Raw genomic sequence first — 13874 nt, 5'->3', positions numbered from 1 at the left:
CTCATGAGCAATCAGTGCTGTGGATCAAGGCAATGCGAGCAAGTCGCTGCGTACATCCGAGGAGCGCAGACTCAGGTCAATGTTTCGACTGCATAGCATCAACGGCAGTTGTTCGGCTACAAAGTCCACGGGTTCAAAAGTAATCTTGTAATCACGCTTTGCAACCCTGTTGCAGTCAGTGTCCTTGGCGGGACCCGCATAATAAATCGTGCCGATGTGCGTTGGTCTCAGATAGCGCCACTTGACATTGTAATTCCACTTGGCACTCAATTTGATAGTTGGCTCCGGCATCTGGACGGGGATTCTTTCAATAAGTTGCACGGGAGTGATCCAGGCACTTTTCATCAGTTCCACGCTGGGTTTGTGTTCGGCAGAGTCGACACCGATTACGCACAGGTAGTGCATACCAGGCTCTCTGCTCATCGGGGCGTTGATGGTTGCATCCATTGCCTCGATAGTTGCGCTGTAATGGTGGGGAGATCGACAGTCGAGCACATCCCGAACAACCTTGAATCGATAGAATGAAGTGTCGAGGGAGAACTGTACATTGATCACTGGTGCCGGGCTGTTTGTATCCTCAGGCATGGCCACATATTGAGTGGGCCAATACTTTAAATTCATTACTTTGAATGAATTGATGGACGTGCAGGCATTTGCTACGTTGGTAAATAACCCCGCGCTGAAACAGCTGTTCAATTGGGCAATCGGGTGGGAATAATGGGTGTCGGTCGACCATTCGGGTTGCCCGTTTTTCACTTCGCAAGGAGCGTTCGAAAAGCATTTTTCGACAATTGTCGCACTGTAGGTGCTTGTCGACATGACGCTGAGGATTTGCCCGGTTTTTCGATCCAATACAGGCCCCCCGGAAGAACCGCCGCGAATATCCCGGCAACGGTTTTTATAGGTCGTGAGAAAGGCTTGTATGCCTTCGACGAGGGTGGCTGCGGTTGGCTCCTGGGCACAGGCCGCTAAACGCAAGCCTGACTCCGGCAGCCCTGGAGCGCTGACCACCAGCACGTCGACGGAAGGCGTTGACCCTTCGGAGGTGAGTTTGAGCGGCGTAATTCCAGCTTCAAGCAAAGTAGCAAGAGTGACCTCCAGCTCCATGATTGCCAGATCGGCATGATGGAAATCCTTCCAGACGGTTTCTTTAATCGCGAAGGTTTTGTAGGCGTCCGATGTGTCGTTGAAGTAATTGAACTTCACGGTTTTTTTTGTCTGCGTATCGGTCGGTTGAATGGTAACGCCGGGCACACAATGCGCAGCGGTAAGCACATACGCCGGCCCGATTGCCTTGTTGTGTTTGTCGCGCGTATCCAGCAGGCTGGTCGTGCAGACCGGGCTGTTGTTCCAATAAATTTTTCCGATGCCATTCCAGTGCGTGTAATTGTTGTTCCCGTTTTTTAGTAAAATTGCGTCTGATTCATTGGCCAGTCCTTCGCCTAGATCTGATGCATGTATGTTGGCAGATAAAAGCAGCGTGCTTGCCAATAGGTATGAAGTTGCCAGGTAGTTTTTTCTCATAACCATTCCTTGGTTGTGTTTGAGGTCGTAAAACTAATTAAGTTTGTAAAAAAACATGCCGCAGATTGGAAGGTAAAAGTTTCGTCCGGCATCGGCAAGTTGTTGGGCGATTACCCATGAAATAAACGGTATCCGTCTATTTCAAAGGGCTTGCCGGTGCACGAGTGATGTGGGCATACCTGGACGGGAATAGCTGTTTTTGCGCACGCCATTGCGACGATTCGTCTTGTTCGCGCTAGCGCCTAGCGACTCAAACCCAGGCGTTCATGCCATTGCGCAATGGACTCTTCGGGGTACAACTCGAACTGTTGATCCCCAGGCTGCGCCCGAACTTCCACCCACGGCGCTTTTGAGCCGAGCATCAGGTGTGTGTGTTCCGGCGGCACCGGCAGTGGCGTGTCGATGGCCGAAGCGAAAGGGTGAATCAACTCGGGCCATTCGTGGCTGAACAACCATAAACCCGAGCCGCACACCGAGCAGAAATGCCGCTCGGCGGTGCTGCTGTGGGCGCGTTTTTCGCCTTGCTCCTTGAGTCGCGCGTGGTAGATCGCGATGTGCTTGCGCCCGCGTACCTTGAGGCTGGCGGCATCGCCGCCGAGGTTGATCGCATAACCGCCACCGCCCTGGGTCTTGCGGCAGATCGAGCAGTAGCAACGCTGGTAAGGGTAGGGGTGGGCGCAGGTCAAACTGAACGACACCGCGCCGCAGTGGCAGGAGCCTTCGAGGTGCATGGTGGTCTCCGGTGGCTTGGGGGATCCGGTATTAGCCTAGAAGACAAGAGTCGGGAGTGCCGACGCCTTCGCGAGCAGGCTCGCTCCCACAGTCGATCTGCGATGTGCACAAATCCCCTGTGGGAGCGAGCCTGCTCGCGAAGAACGATGACACGGTGCCACTGGACGCACACTAACGGCACAAGTCAGCATGTGCCCCTCGAAACCAGGACACGACCTGATGCGACGACTACCCTCCCTGGCAGCCCTCAGAACTTTCGAATGCGCCGCCCGCCACGCCCATTTCGGCCGGGCGGCGGCGGAGTTGTGCGTCACCGACAGCGCGGTCAGCCACCAGATTCGTCAGTTGGAAGAACAATTGGGCGTGTCGCTGTTCGTGCGCGAAGGCCGGCAGATTCGTCCGACCCTGGCCGCCGGGCGCCTGATGCAAAGCCTGCAACAGGCCTTCGAATTGATTGGCGATGCCTGCGATGAACTGCGCGATCCCTCGTCATTGGCGGTATTGCGCCTGGCGGTCACCGCCGAACTGGCGCAAAAGTGGCTGATGAGTCGTCTCACGGATTTTTACGCGCGCTATCCGCACATCACCCTGCATCTGTACGAACAACCGATCGACGCCACGGCGCCCGGGGAAGACATCGACCTGGCGATCACCTACGGCACCGGCCCGGTGGACAGCACCGCGTATTTCGTCAGGCCGCTGCCGGCGTTGCAGTTCTTCCCGGTGTGCAGCCCCGGCCTGTTCAACCAGGGCACCCTGAAAACCCCAAAGGACCTGGCCCGCCATTGCCTGCTACACGACGACCAGGACGGCAAGACCTGGACCGCGTGGCTCACCAGCCATGCCGGCGACCAGCGCCCGGACCGTCAGTTGTATTTCGCCCATGCCGGGCTGGCGCTCGAAGCCGCCGCTCAAGGGCAGGGCGTGGCCATGGGCGACAACCTGACGGCCCAGGAAGACTTGCTCAGCGGCCGGCTGGTACGGCCGTTTACGTCGAGCATGACCGCCCTGGGCCAATACGCGCTGGTGTGCGAGCGGGTGCGGCTGGAGCGTCCGGCAGTGGCACAGATGTTGGAATGGTTCAACGATCAGTTGCTCGATTGATGAGTTGAATTCAAGTATTCCGAAATAATCATCGTTGGCGAGCCTGTCGCCAACGCCCTTAGCCTGTGGTCATTCCAATCCCTGCTGAAGAGGTTTGACCATGGCACGTTTGCTCGACACCACTCCCAAACAGGACGGTTTCCGTCTGCCCGGCGAATTCGAAGCCAAGTCCGGTTGCTGGCTCGGCTGGCCGGAGCGCACCGACGTCTGGCGCAACGGTGCCAAGCCGGCGCAGAAAGTCTGGGTGCAGATCGTCACTGCGATCTCCATGAGCGAACCGGTCACCGTGTGCGCCTCGGCGGCTCAGTTCGCCACCGCGCGCCGCCAGTTGCCGCCGCAGGTGCGTGTGGTGGAAATGACCTGCAACGACACCTGGTTCCGCGACAGCGGCCCGTGCTTTGTGGTCAATGATCAGAGCGGCGAAGTGCGCGGCGTCGACTTCGAATTCAATGCCTACGGCGGGCTCGACGGCGGCCTGTACTACCCGTGGGACAAGGACGATCAGATCGCCGGCAAAATCCTCGAAATCGAACGCTTCGACCGCTATCGCGCGCCGCTGATTGCCGAACTGGGTGGCATCCAGAGCGACGGCCAGGGCAGCATCCTCACCACCGAGCAATGCCTGCTCAACCGCAACCGCAACCAGCATCTGGGCAAGGATGAAGTGACCCGTCGCCTGACCGATTACCTCGGCGCCGAACAGGTCATCTGGCTGCCGCGGGGCTGCAAGTTCGACGAAACCGATGGCCATGTCGACGACCTCGCGTGCTTCGTGCGCCCAGGCGAAGTGGTGTTGCAGTGGACCGACAACCGCGATGACCCGCAGTGGGAAATCTATCAGGAGGCCTACGACATCCTGCGCAGCACCCGCGACAGTCGTGGACGCGAGTTGATCGTGCACAAGCTGCCGCAGCCGGATGTGCTGGAGTGGACAGCCGAAGAGGCCGAAGGGCTGGACCGGCAGGACAGCACCCATACCCGCCAGGCCGGGACGAAAATCTGCGCGTCGTACATCAACTACTACGCCGGCAACCGTTCCATCGTGGTGCCGCTGTTCGGTGATCGCAACGACAAGGTGGCGCTGGCGACCCTGGCCGAGCTGTTCCCGCAACACAGCATCGTCGGTATTGAAAACTCCCGGGAAATCCTCCTCGGGGGCGGCAACGTCGCATGCATCACCATGCCGCAGTACGCCGCCACGACCTCCAGCAAAAAGGGAGCGTGACCGTGGGCCTGCACAAACTGACTCAAGCAATACTGCTGGTGCTTGCACCCCTTTGTGTGCAGGCCGCCGATACCGCCAGACCGGTGGTCAACCTGTACATCTGGGGCGAGTACCTGGCCCCGGACACCTTGAAGGATTTCGAGGCAAAAACCGGCATCCATGTGGTGGCCGACCACTTCGATTCCCTGGAAACCGTCGAGACCAAACTGCTCACCGGCCGCAGTGGCTACGACCTGGTGCTGACCGCGGGGCAGCATCTGTCCCGGGCCATCGAGAGTGGCGCGGTGCAGACGGTCGACAAGCAGCAACTGCCGCATTTCGCCGGCGTCGGCGAGGAGTTCCGCCAGCACATGGCGGTGTTCGATCCGGGCAACCGCTATGCCGGGATCTACGCCTGGGGCACCACGGGCGTGGGTTATCAGCAAGAGGCCGTGAAACAGCGCCTGCCCGGCGCGCCGACAGACAGTTGGGCGATGCTGTTCGATCCGGCCGTGGTCGCGAAATTCGCCGATTGCGGAGTCAGCCTGCTCAACGATCCCAACGAAGTGTTTGCGGCGGTCATGAAATACATGGGGCTGGACATCAACCGCCAGAACCTCGACGACCTGAAGCTGGCCGAGCAGCAACTGGCGAAGATTCGACCGTACATCCGTTACTTCGACAACGACCTGAACATCAGCGACCTGGCCAACGGCAACACCTGCGTGGCGATGTCGTGGAACGGCAACGTGGGCATTGCGGCGGGCCAGGCCGAGGCGGCGGGCAAACCGTACTCGCTCAAATACCGCATTCCGAAGGAAGGCACGTTGATCTGGTTCGATGCCATGGTCATTCCCAAGGATGCGCCGCATCCAAAGGCCCGTCTTGCGCTGATGGACTACCTGATGACTCCGGAGGTGATTGCGCCGATCACCGACACCATCCACTACGCCAATGCGATCACGGCGGCGGACGGCTTGATCGACCCGGCGATTCGTAATGATCCGGGGACGTATCCGCCGGCGGCGGTCAGGGCTTCGCTGTACAGCAAGAATGACAATGGCAAGGTGTTCAACCGGGCGTTGGTCCGGGCGTTCAGTCGGTTGAAGTCGGGGTTGTAGCAGGTCCTGGATTTGTGTTGTTGGTGATGACGCCTTCGCGAGCAGGCTCGCTCCCACAAGGGACCTCATAAACACTGAGATCCAATGTGGGAGCGAGCCTGCTCGCGAAAAACGATAACGCGGTCTACCGCCCGGGCACCCGCCATAAATACCAGGAGGCCACCGTCCGATAAGGGCTCCACCGCAACCCGATCTCGATCATCTGCTTGCGCGTCGGCTGCACCTCCAGGCCCTTGAGTCGCTTGTAGCCCTCACGCACGCCAAAGTCATCGGCCGGCAGGATGTCCGGCCGCTCCAGACTGTAGATCAGCAGCATCTCCACGGTCCAGCGGCCCACGCCGCGCAACGTGATCAGGCGTTCGATCAGCGCTTCATCGTCCATGGCCAGCGCCGTGGCGTAATCCGGCACCACGCCGTCCAACGATGCCTGGGCGATGCCCTGAATGGTCGCGATCTTGCTCGCGGAAAACCCGCAACTGCGCAACCTGTCGAAATCTGTCGCAACGATCTGTTCAGGCCTGGGGAACGAACCCGAACCGAACAGCGCCAGCAACCGGCCGACAATCGCATCGCCTGCCTTGGCATGCAGTTGCTGATAGGCAATCGCCCGCACCAGCGACTCATACGGATCACGCGCCGCATGCGGCTGGTGCAGGCACGGGCCGATGGCGTCGATGTGGCGGCGCCAGTCGTCATCGATGGCGGCCAGGAACTCACTGGCCGCCTGATAGCCGTCGGACATGGGCTCAGGCTTTCCGGGACGGTTGCAACAGGGCGTTCACTTCGCCATAGGTGAAGGCTTTCAGGTCGTGGGTATCGAGCTTGCCGGTTTGCAGAAAGCTTTTGGCGATGCCGGCCATGGCGCCGTAGAGGAATTCGGCGATGCCTGAACCGGCGGACAGGCGGCGCACGCCAAGTGCCTCAAGCACTTCGGGCGATGGCAGGCCCGGGAAGCCAAGCACATTCAATGGCAGCGAGGTGCCGTGGCATAGCGCCTTGATCTCGTACTCCGCGGTAACGCCCGCCGCAAACAGGCCATTGGCACCGGCCGCCTGATACAGCGCGGCGCGCCTGAGGGTTTCGGCGACGCGATCCTCGGCAGGCACCAGGCCCCGCAGATACACATCGGTGCGCGCATTGATGAACAGGTTCACCTGACGGCGATCGGCAACCTGGCGCGCGGTTTCTATCTTGCGTACCAGCAACTCCGGCGGCGAGGAACCATCCTCGATATTGATCCCGACCGCGCCAGCGGCGATCACGGCGTCAACCACCTCTGCCACCCGCTCCAGGTCATCGGAGTAACCGGCTTCGATGTCCACGGTCAGCGGCACTGAAATGACCCGTGCAATCGACTCGACGGTCGAGACCAGACGCTCAAGGGGCAGGGCGTTGCCGTCCGGGTAGCCATGCACCCAGGCCACCGCCGCGCTGCTGGTGGCCACGACCTTGTTGCCCAGTTGTTCCACCAGCCGCGCCCCGGCGGCATCGGCGACGTTGGTGAGGATCAGCAAGCCATCGTGATGCAGTTGGTGCAGATGATTGTCGAGCCTGTCCATCGAGTTTCCTTCCTTATGAAAATTCTGTGGGGGGATCAGAACGCCAATGGCTCCGTGAGCTGCACCGCTGCGTCTTCCAGCCTGAGCAGAAACGCCTTGCGCGGCTGGCCTCCAGCGTAGCCGGTCAACGAGCCGTCGGCGCCGATCACCCGGTGGCACGGCACGACAATCGATAAGCGGTTATGCCCGTTGGCCAGGCCCACCGCTCGGCTGGCACCGGGTTTGCCCAGAGTCGTCGCGATGGCGCCGTAGGTGGTGGTCCGGCCGTAAGGGATCTTTTGCAGTTCAGCCCAGACCCGGCGGGAGAACTCGCTACCGGGCATGTGCAGGGCGACGCTGAATTCCTTGAGTGTACCGGCGAAATACGCGGACAACTGCGCTTCGATCTGTTGCAAATGCAGGTTGTGTCCCGGTGCCACGGCATAACCGAAACGGTTTTGCAGCACCTCGACCGAAGGGTTGAGCGATGGCTGATCGAGAAACTCCAGCAGCACCAGCCCACGCCGTTCGGCCATGGCGATCATCGGTCCCAGCGGCGTGGTCAGACGCGTGAACAGCAGCGGCTCGCTGTTGGCGGCACGGCCCGGGGTGATGTGAAAAGACTTCTGAAAGGCGTCGCGGAAACCGCTCAGGGACTCGTAGCCGGAATCGAATGCGACGTCATCGATGGAGTCGCCCTGTTTGATTCCACCCAACGCCATGCCCAGGCGCCGGGCGCGCAGCCACGCGTGAAAGGTCATGCCGAAATGCTGCTTGAACCAGCGACGCAGCTTCAATGGTTCGACGCCTTCAGCCAGTAGCTGGGTGTCGGTCCAGCGCTGCTCCGGGGCGGCGTCTACCGACTTGAACAGTTTCTGCACCCAGTCCGGCGCGCTGGCGGCGCTGTCCAGTGGTTTGCAGCGCAGGCAGGCGCGATAGCCCGCCGACAGGCATTGTTCGGTGTTGGCAAAGAACTCGACATTCTCCGGCTTCGGGCTGCGGGCGGTGCAACCGGGGCGGCAGAAGATTCGAGTGGTCTTGACCGCCGTGAAAAACACCCCCTCGTAGGAGGTGTCTCGCTCGAGCATGGCGCGAACCATCTCGGCACGGGGCGGCAGCAGCGTTTTTTGTAGGTTCATGGGCGCAGCATAGATCGCGTCATGGGTGACCTCCACCGGAAAATCGACAGCGAATTTCGTACTGGAAGGACCTGGACCTGTGGGAGCGAGCCTGCTCGCGAATGCGGTGTGTCAGTCACCTCGATACTGGATGACACTACGCTTTCGCGAGCAGGCTCGCTCCCACATGGACTTCCAGCATTTCAGGCGCGACGCGCCATCAGCAACACCGAAGCCGCCGCTGACAGCAACCCGGCGCAGCAGCGGTTGAAGATCCGTTTGCCCGACGGCCTGGCGAACCAGCGGCGCATGTGCAGGCCCATGTAGGCATAGGCGCCGATGGCGATCCATTCCAGCACCAGAAACAGCGCGCCCAACACCACGAACTGCGGCGCAATGGCGTGGGTCGCGTCGACGAATTGCGGCAGGAACGCGGTGAAGATCAGGATGGCCTTGGGGTTGCCGGCCGCCACCAGGAACTCCTGGCGGGCCAGCGCCAGGGTGCCCACGGGGGCTGTGACGACCACGTTTTCGACGCCAGGGTCGGCGCGCCACAATTGCCAGGCGAGGTAGAACAGGTACGCCGCGCCGAGGATCTTGATGGCATAGAACAGCAATTCGGAGGTTTGCAGCACCACAGCCAACCCCGCCGAGGCGAGGGCGATCATCCCGGCAAACGCCAGCAACCGGCCGATGCCGGCCACACAGGCGGTGCGGTAGCCATAGCGGGTCGAATTGCTGACCGACAGCAGGTTGTTGGGGCCGGGTGCCATGTTGAGGGCGAAGCAGGCCGGCAGAAACAGGGTGAGGGTGGCGAGGTCCATGGTGGGCTCCTGAAGCAAGAGCGCTATTTTTATCACAGCAACGCGGTGGCCAGACCCATACAGTGACAGGCGTAAACCACCGTACAAGGGGCTATCTGGCGAATTTTTTCGCCCCGGCGACGCAGAGGATCACGGCGACGGTGACACCCAGCATGCCGAGGCTGACCTGTTCATGCAGCAGGGTGGCGGCCAGGGTCAGGCCGAAGAACGGCTGCAGCAGCTGCAATTGCCCCACTGCGGCGATGCCTCCTTGGGCCAGACCGCGATACCAGAACACGAAACCGATCAGCATGCTGAACAGCGAGACGTAAGCCAGGCTGAACCAGGCCGGCGTGCTGATGCCGCTGAACGTAGCCGGCATGCGCATCCAGCTGAGCAACGCCACGACCGGTAGCGACAGCACCAGCGCCCAGCAAATCACCTGCCAGCCACCGAGCGTGCGCGACAGCTTCGCGCCTTCGGCATAACCCAGGCCGCAGGCGAGGATGGCCAGCAGCATCAGGATGTCGCCTTGCGGGGAGGCGGTCAGCCCTTGGGACAGGGCAAACCCGACCACCAGCAGGCTGCCCAGCACCGAGAAAATCCAGAACGCCGCCCGTGGCCGCTCGCCGCCGCGCAGTACGCCAAACACCGCCGTCGCCAGGGGCAACAGGCCGACGAAAACGATGGAGTGGGCTGACGTCACGTATTGCAGTGCCAGCGCCGTCAGCAGAGGGAAACCGATGACCACACCCAGCGCGACGAACATCAGCGGTATCAGTTGAGCGCGCGCCGGACGTTTTTCCTTGAATAGCAGCAGCAGGCACAGCGCCAGAATCGCAGCAATGGTGGCGCGGGCGACCGTGAGGAACACCGGATTAAACTCCAGCACCGCCACCCGTGTCGCCGGCAGCGAGCCGCTGAAGATCACCACGCCGATCAGGCCATTGATCCAGCCGCTGCTGCTGTTTTGCAGCGTCCGGTGTTGCAGGTTCGAGGTCCGTTCCATTTGGCTCACGCTCATTGTCTGATTGCACTGAACTCATCGTATGAGCGACTATCGATACAATCAAAAAATTGTCATGGATACATCTCCACATGCCTCGATCGCGCTACAAAACGCTGGTGGATGCCTTTGCCGCTGACATCCGTGCCGGGCGTTTACCGCCTGGCACGCGCTTGCCGACTCACCGGCAACTGGCGAATGAGCACGGCCTGGCACTGGTCACCGCCAGCCGGGTGTATGCCGAGCTGGAGGGCATGGGTCTGGTCAGTGGCGAAACCGGACGCGGAACCTTTGTCAGGGAGACTTCGCTGCCACCGGGCCAAGGCATTTCGCAGCACGTGGTGGCGGCGGGGATGATCGACCTGAATTTCAACTACCCGTCATTGCCAGGCCAGGCCGACCTGTTGCGCAATGCCTTGCGTCAGCTGGCGTTGTCCGGTGACCTGGAATCCCTGCTGCGCTATCAGCCCCACGCGGGGCGCCTGCATGAGCGGGCCTCGGTCGCGCGCCATCTGCTTGAACGCGGGCTGAGCGTGCCGGCGGAACAGGTATTGATCGTAAGCGGCGCCCAGCATGGTCTGGCGGTGGCGATGATGACGCTGCTCAAGCCCGGCGATGTGATCGCCGCCGATGCATTGACCTATCCCGGTTTCAAGACGCTGGCCGAAACGCTGCACTTGGAAGTCTTGGCCATTCCGGTCACGGAAACCGGGCCTGATCTGCCTGCCCTGGAAAAACTCTGCCGCAGCCGGTCGGTACGGGCCCTGTACTCGATGCCGACCTTGCATAACCCGCTGGGCTGGGTGATGGGCGCCGATCAGCGCGAGCAACTGGTGGCGATAGCGCGCCGCCATGACCTGACGATCATCGAGGACGCCGCCTACGCGTTCCTGGCCGAAAACGTACCGCCGCCGCTGGCCGAGCTGGCGCCGGAGAGAACGGTGTACGTGTCCGGCCTGTCGAAGAATGTCGCCACCGGGCTGCGCGTTGGCTTCATGGCCGCACCCGCGCAATGGGTCGCCGCCTTCGAGCGCACCATCATGGCGACCACCTGGAACACCCCGGGCGTGATGACCGCCATCGCCACGGCCTGGCTCGACGACGGCACCGTCAGCCAGCTGGAAGCGCACAAACGGACGGACGCCCGGGCCCGGCAAGCCCTGGCCCGTGAAGTGCTGGCGGGGCTCAGGACAATCAGTCACCCGAATTCCTACTTCATCTGGCTGCCTTTGGCCGAAGACGCCCGGGCGGACCAGATCGCCATGGCGCTGATGCGCGAGCAGGTGTCGGTGTCGCCGGCCGAGCCCTTTGCGGTTTCGGCCCATGTACCGCACGCGATACGCCTGGCGCTGGGCTCGGTGGACATGGACTCTCTGCGCGTTGCCTTGAACAAAGTGAAAAGCGTCGTCGGCTATTACTCATAGCGCGGCCGGGCAGGGCAGTTTTGTTCAATACGCGAGCCGGTCGGCGCTTTACCTTGAGGACCTTGTTCAATTCAACGGAAGAAGGTGTGCAATGAGTCTGATGATGTCCATGGCAGCGTTTGCGCTGGTCGCGTCCATCACCCCGGGGCCGGTCAACATTGTGGCGTTGAGCTCCGGCGCGCGGTTTGGCTTGTGGGCCAGTCAGCGTCACGTGGCCGGCGCCACGCTGGGGTTTGTCTTGCTGCTGGTACTGATGGGGCTGGGCCTGCATGAATTACTGCAACAGTGGCCTGCGCTGACGCAGGTGGTGCAATGGGCGGGCGTAGCCTTTCTGTTGTACATGGCCTTCAAGCTGGCGGCTGACAATGGGCAGGTGCAAGCCAGTGAATCGGCAAAGGCCCCGTCGATGCTGTATGGCGCCATCATGCAATGGCTCAACCCCAAGGCCTGGCTGGCCTGCGTGGCCGGTATGGGCGCGTTTGTCGCCGATGGCGAGGCGCGGCTGGTTTGGCAATTCGCGGCGATTTATCTGGTGATCTGCTACCTGTCGGTCGGTTGCTGGGCGTACGCCGGGACGTTTCTGCGCGGTTTTTTGCATAACCCGGCCGGCATGCGCCTGTTCAATCGCGCCATGGCGGTGCTGCTGGTGGTGAGCGCGGTGTATCTGCTGCTGCCGTAACGGCAATTCACCCCCGATACTGCCCCGGCGTCGCCGCCAGGTGCTGTTTGAATGCCCGTTGAAAATGCGCCTGATCGGCGAACCCTGCTTCCAGCGCCACGTCTGCAATCAGCTTGCCGCTGCGCAATCGATCCTGGGCGAACTGGATACGCCGGTTCACCAGGAAGGCGTGGGGCGTCATGCCGTAATGCTGTTTGAAGGCGCGGATCAGGTAGGACGGTGACAGTTGCGCCGCCTCGCAAATATCTTCGAGCTTGAGGGTCTGGGTGCAGTGGTCACGAATGTATTCGGCGGCACGCTCCAGCTTGAAATTGGGTTCGCGTAGCGGTGGGTCGATCGGGTTCAAACGCTGCTGCACATCAGTGAAAAACTCCACCGCCACGCTGTGTTTGCGCAACACATCCTGTTGCGGGTCGACCAGCACTTCATACAAGCCCGCGAGGCCGGCAAACAGGTGGGCGTCCCGCGTATGGGTCAGCGAAAAGCGGCGAAACGCCGTGTTATCGCTGAACCCCAGCTGGTGCTGCAAATCGGTCAGCCACGGCGTATCGACGTACAGCATCAGGTACGACCAGGGTTGGTCTTCGATCGGGTTGCAGGCGTGGACGTCGCCGGGGTTCATCAGTACGACCGTGCCGGCGCTGACCTCGAATGCGCACTGCTCATGGATATAGGTGCTGCGCCCGGCGGTGATCGCCCCGATGGAAAAGTGCTCGTGGGCATGCCGGGTGTAGCAGACTTCGCGCCCGTCGGCGATGGAGCGGGCTTCGATGAAGGGCAGTGCATCATCGCGCCAGAAGCGCGGGGCCTTGTCGGCGTTTTTGGCAACGGCGTGCTTCATGCTCACTCCTCGGCAGGTCAGCGCCCGAGTGTATTAGCTCTCACCGTCAAAGGCTCGTTGCAGTTCGGCGATATCGAGTTTTTTCATCTGCAGCATCGCCTGCATGGCCCGTTGCGATTTTTTCGTGTCGGGGTCTTTGATCATGTCCATCATCGCAACGGGGACGATCTGCCACGACAGCCCGAACTTGTCCTTGAGCCAACCGCATTGCTGGGCCTCGGGAACGCCACCGGCCGAGAGGTTGCCCCAGTAATGGTCGACTTCTTCCTGGGTCAGGCAATTGACCTGAAACGAAACCGCTTCACTGAACTTGAACAACGGCCCGCCATTGAGGCCGGTGAAGCTCTGCCCGTCGAGCTCGAAGCTGACGGTCATGACCGAACCTTCGGGCCGACCGTGGAATTCGAAACCGGCATGGCCGTAATGGGTGATGGCGGTGATTTTCGAATGATCGAAGATCGAGCAATAGAACTTCGCCGCCTCTTCAGCCTGATCGTCGAACCACAGGCAAGGCGTGAGTTTTTGTACGCGTAGCATGGTGCCAACTCCTCTGCAGATTGCGCATGTCCCGGACTTTCAGCGTAGCCAGCCTCTGGACGTCTGACCGCACCGTAGATCGAGAAAATTGCCGCAGGGTTGTAAGTGCGTAGTCTGAATGACTTTCTATGGAGTCTAATTGACTATTTTCGTGATGAGTCTTTTTGACTCGTGCTCGCACAAGTGCCTGGATCTGAAGGGGTAAATCGCTGGCACGGAACTTGATCGGGTAAACGTACAACT

General features: G+C 60.9%; 14 protein-coding genes. 5 read left to right on the top strand and 9 right to left on the bottom strand.

What is annotated here, in order from left to right; all coding sequences use genetic code 11:
• Positions 1 to 24 precede the first annotated feature (24 nt).
• Complete coding sequence (locus ACEN8E_RS16500; protein WP_495589012.1) at positions 25 to 1524, bottom strand: trypsin-like serine peptidase; 1500 nt, start codon at positions 1522 to 1524, stop codon at positions 25 to 27.
• A gap of 242 nt (positions 1525 to 1766) precedes the next feature.
• A complete protein-coding gene (locus ACEN8E_RS16495) occupies positions 1767 to 2255 on the bottom strand; it encodes a GFA family protein (RefSeq protein WP_495589011.1) in 489 nt (162 codons plus the stop codon).
• 220 nt (positions 2256 to 2475) lie between these two features.
• Here ACEN8E_RS16495 and ACEN8E_RS16490 point away from each other — a divergent pair, with 220 nt between their 5' ends.
• The 3 genes from ACEN8E_RS16490 to ACEN8E_RS16480 all read left to right on the top strand — a co-directional run bounded on the left by ACEN8E_RS16490 (position 2476) and on the right by ACEN8E_RS16480 (position 5685).
• Positions 2476 to 3360: a LysR substrate-binding domain-containing protein gene (locus tag ACEN8E_RS16490; RefSeq protein ID WP_008017542.1), complete on the top strand. Its 885-nt coding sequence runs from the start codon at positions 2476 to 2478 to the stop codon at positions 3358 to 3360.
• A gap of 100 nt (positions 3361 to 3460) precedes the next feature.
• Positions 3461 to 4585, top strand: coding sequence for an agmatine deiminase (aguA, locus tag ACEN8E_RS16485; RefSeq protein ID WP_495589010.1), 1125 nt, complete (start codon positions 3461 to 3463; stop codon positions 4583 to 4585).
• A 2-nt stretch (positions 4586 to 4587) separates the two neighbouring features.
• On the top strand, positions 4588 to 5685 hold the full coding sequence (locus ACEN8E_RS16480) for an extracellular solute-binding protein (RefSeq protein WP_495589009.1): 1098 nt from the start codon (positions 4588 to 4590) through the stop codon (positions 5683 to 5685).
• Positions 5686 to 5809: 124 nt separating this feature from the next.
• Here the strand turns inward: ACEN8E_RS16480 and ACEN8E_RS16475 are convergent, their stop codons facing one another.
• The 5 genes from ACEN8E_RS16475 to ACEN8E_RS16455 all read right to left on the bottom strand — a co-directional run bounded on the left by ACEN8E_RS16475 (position 5810) and on the right by ACEN8E_RS16455 (position 10153).
• On the bottom strand, positions 5810 to 6427 hold the full coding sequence (locus tag ACEN8E_RS16475) for a DNA-3-methyladenine glycosylase family protein (RefSeq protein WP_495589008.1): 618 nt from the start codon (positions 6425 to 6427) through the stop codon (positions 5810 to 5812).
• A 4-nt stretch (positions 6428 to 6431) separates the two neighbouring features.
• The gene (locus ACEN8E_RS16470) at positions 6432 to 7244 is read right to left on the bottom strand and encodes an isocitrate lyase/PEP mutase family protein (RefSeq protein ID WP_495589007.1); all 813 of its coding nucleotides are present in this window, start codon (positions 7242 to 7244) and stop codon (positions 6432 to 6434) included.
• A gap of 35 nt (positions 7245 to 7279) precedes the next feature.
• A complete protein-coding gene (locus ACEN8E_RS16465) occupies positions 7280 to 8362 on the bottom strand; it encodes a bifunctional transcriptional activator/DNA repair enzyme AdaA (RefSeq protein WP_495589006.1) in 1083 nt (360 codons plus the stop codon).
• A gap of 182 nt (positions 8363 to 8544) precedes the next feature.
• The gene (locus tag ACEN8E_RS16460) at positions 8545 to 9165 is read right to left on the bottom strand and encodes a LysE family translocator (RefSeq protein ID WP_495589005.1); all 621 of its coding nucleotides are present in this window, start codon (positions 9163 to 9165) and stop codon (positions 8545 to 8547) included.
• A gap of 91 nt (positions 9166 to 9256) precedes the next feature.
• Positions 9257 to 10153 carry a DMT family transporter gene (locus ACEN8E_RS16455; RefSeq protein ID WP_495589004.1) on the bottom strand — a complete coding sequence of 299 codons (897 nt, stop codon included), beginning with the start codon at positions 10151 to 10153 and terminating at the stop codon, positions 9257 to 9259.
• An 89-nt stretch (positions 10154 to 10242) separates the two neighbouring features.
• On the opposite strand from ACEN8E_RS16455, the gene ACEN8E_RS16450 reads away from it, so the two are divergent.
• Together ACEN8E_RS16450 and ACEN8E_RS16445 are read left to right on the top strand one after the other, a co-directional pair.
• The gene (locus ACEN8E_RS16450; protein ID WP_495589003.1) at positions 10243 to 11574 is read left to right on the top strand and encodes an aminotransferase-like domain-containing protein; all 1332 of its coding nucleotides are present in this window, start codon (positions 10243 to 10245) and stop codon (positions 11572 to 11574) included.
• 91 nt (positions 11575 to 11665) lie between these two features.
• Positions 11666 to 12253, top strand: a complete 588-nt coding sequence (locus ACEN8E_RS16445) for a LysE family translocator (RefSeq protein ID WP_495589002.1) — start codon at positions 11666 to 11668, stop codon at positions 12251 to 12253.
• 7 nt (positions 12254 to 12260) lie between these two features.
• Here the strand turns inward: ACEN8E_RS16445 and ACEN8E_RS16440 are convergent, their stop codons facing one another.
• Both ACEN8E_RS16440 and ACEN8E_RS16435 read right to left on the bottom strand, forming a co-directional pair.
• Positions 12261 to 13094 carry an AraC family ligand binding domain-containing protein gene (locus ACEN8E_RS16440; protein ID WP_495589001.1) on the bottom strand — a complete coding sequence of 278 codons (834 nt, stop codon included), beginning with the start codon at positions 13092 to 13094 and terminating at the stop codon, positions 12261 to 12263.
• A gap of 33 nt (positions 13095 to 13127) precedes the next feature.
• Positions 13128 to 13631 carry a VOC family protein gene (locus tag ACEN8E_RS16435; RefSeq protein ID WP_495589000.1) on the bottom strand — a complete coding sequence of 168 codons (504 nt, stop codon included), beginning with the start codon at positions 13629 to 13631 and terminating at the stop codon, positions 13128 to 13130.
• Between the last annotated feature and the right edge of the window lie 243 nt (positions 13632 to 13874).

The organism is Pseudomonas sp. Pseusp9 (genome assembly GCF_059491265.1).
Note: the sequence above shows the minus strand (reverse complement) of the source record. Positions and strands in the feature narration are given on the sequence as shown.

Coding starts and splice junctions, on each gene's coding strand:
- ACEN8E_RS16460 (WP_495589005.1), bottom strand. CDS start 9,165: ATGGACCTCGCCACCCTCACCCTGTTTCTGCCGGCCTGCTTCGCCCTC.
- aguA (WP_495589010.1), top strand. CDS start 3,461: ATGGCACGTTTGCTCGACACCACTCCCAAACAGGACGGTTTCCGTCTG.
- ACEN8E_RS16455 (WP_495589004.1), bottom strand. CDS start 10,153: ATGGAACGGACCTCGAACCTGCAACACCGGACGCTGCAAAACAGCAGC.
- ACEN8E_RS16470 (WP_495589007.1), bottom strand. CDS start 7,244: ATGGACAGGCTCGACAATCATCTGCACCAACTGCATCACGATGGCTTG.
- ACEN8E_RS16495 (WP_495589011.1), bottom strand. CDS start 2,255: ATGCACCTCGAAGGCTCCTGCCACTGCGGCGCGGTGTCGTTCAGTTTG.
- ACEN8E_RS16445 (WP_495589002.1), top strand. CDS start 11,666: ATGAGTCTGATGATGTCCATGGCAGCGTTTGCGCTGGTCGCGTCCATC.
- ACEN8E_RS16450 (WP_495589003.1), top strand. CDS start 10,243: ATGCCTCGATCGCGCTACAAAACGCTGGTGGATGCCTTTGCCGCTGAC.
- ACEN8E_RS16465 (WP_495589006.1), bottom strand. CDS start 8,362: ATGAACCTACAAAAAACGCTGCTGCCGCCCCGTGCCGAGATGGTTCGC.
- ACEN8E_RS16500 (WP_495589012.1), bottom strand. CDS start 1,524: ATGAGAAAAAACTACCTGGCAACTTCATACCTATTGGCAAGCACGCTG.
- ACEN8E_RS16435 (WP_495589000.1), bottom strand. CDS start 13,631: ATGCTACGCGTACAAAAACTCACGCCTTGCCTGTGGTTCGACGATCAG.
- ACEN8E_RS16475 (WP_495589008.1), bottom strand. CDS start 6,427: ATGTCCGACGGCTATCAGGCGGCCAGTGAGTTCCTGGCCGCCATCGAT.
- ACEN8E_RS16490 (WP_008017542.1), top strand. CDS start 2,476: ATGCGACGACTACCCTCCCTGGCAGCCCTCAGAACTTTCGAATGCGCC.
- ACEN8E_RS16440 (WP_495589001.1), bottom strand. CDS start 13,094: ATGAAGCACGCCGTTGCCAAAAACGCCGACAAGGCCCCGCGCTTCTGG.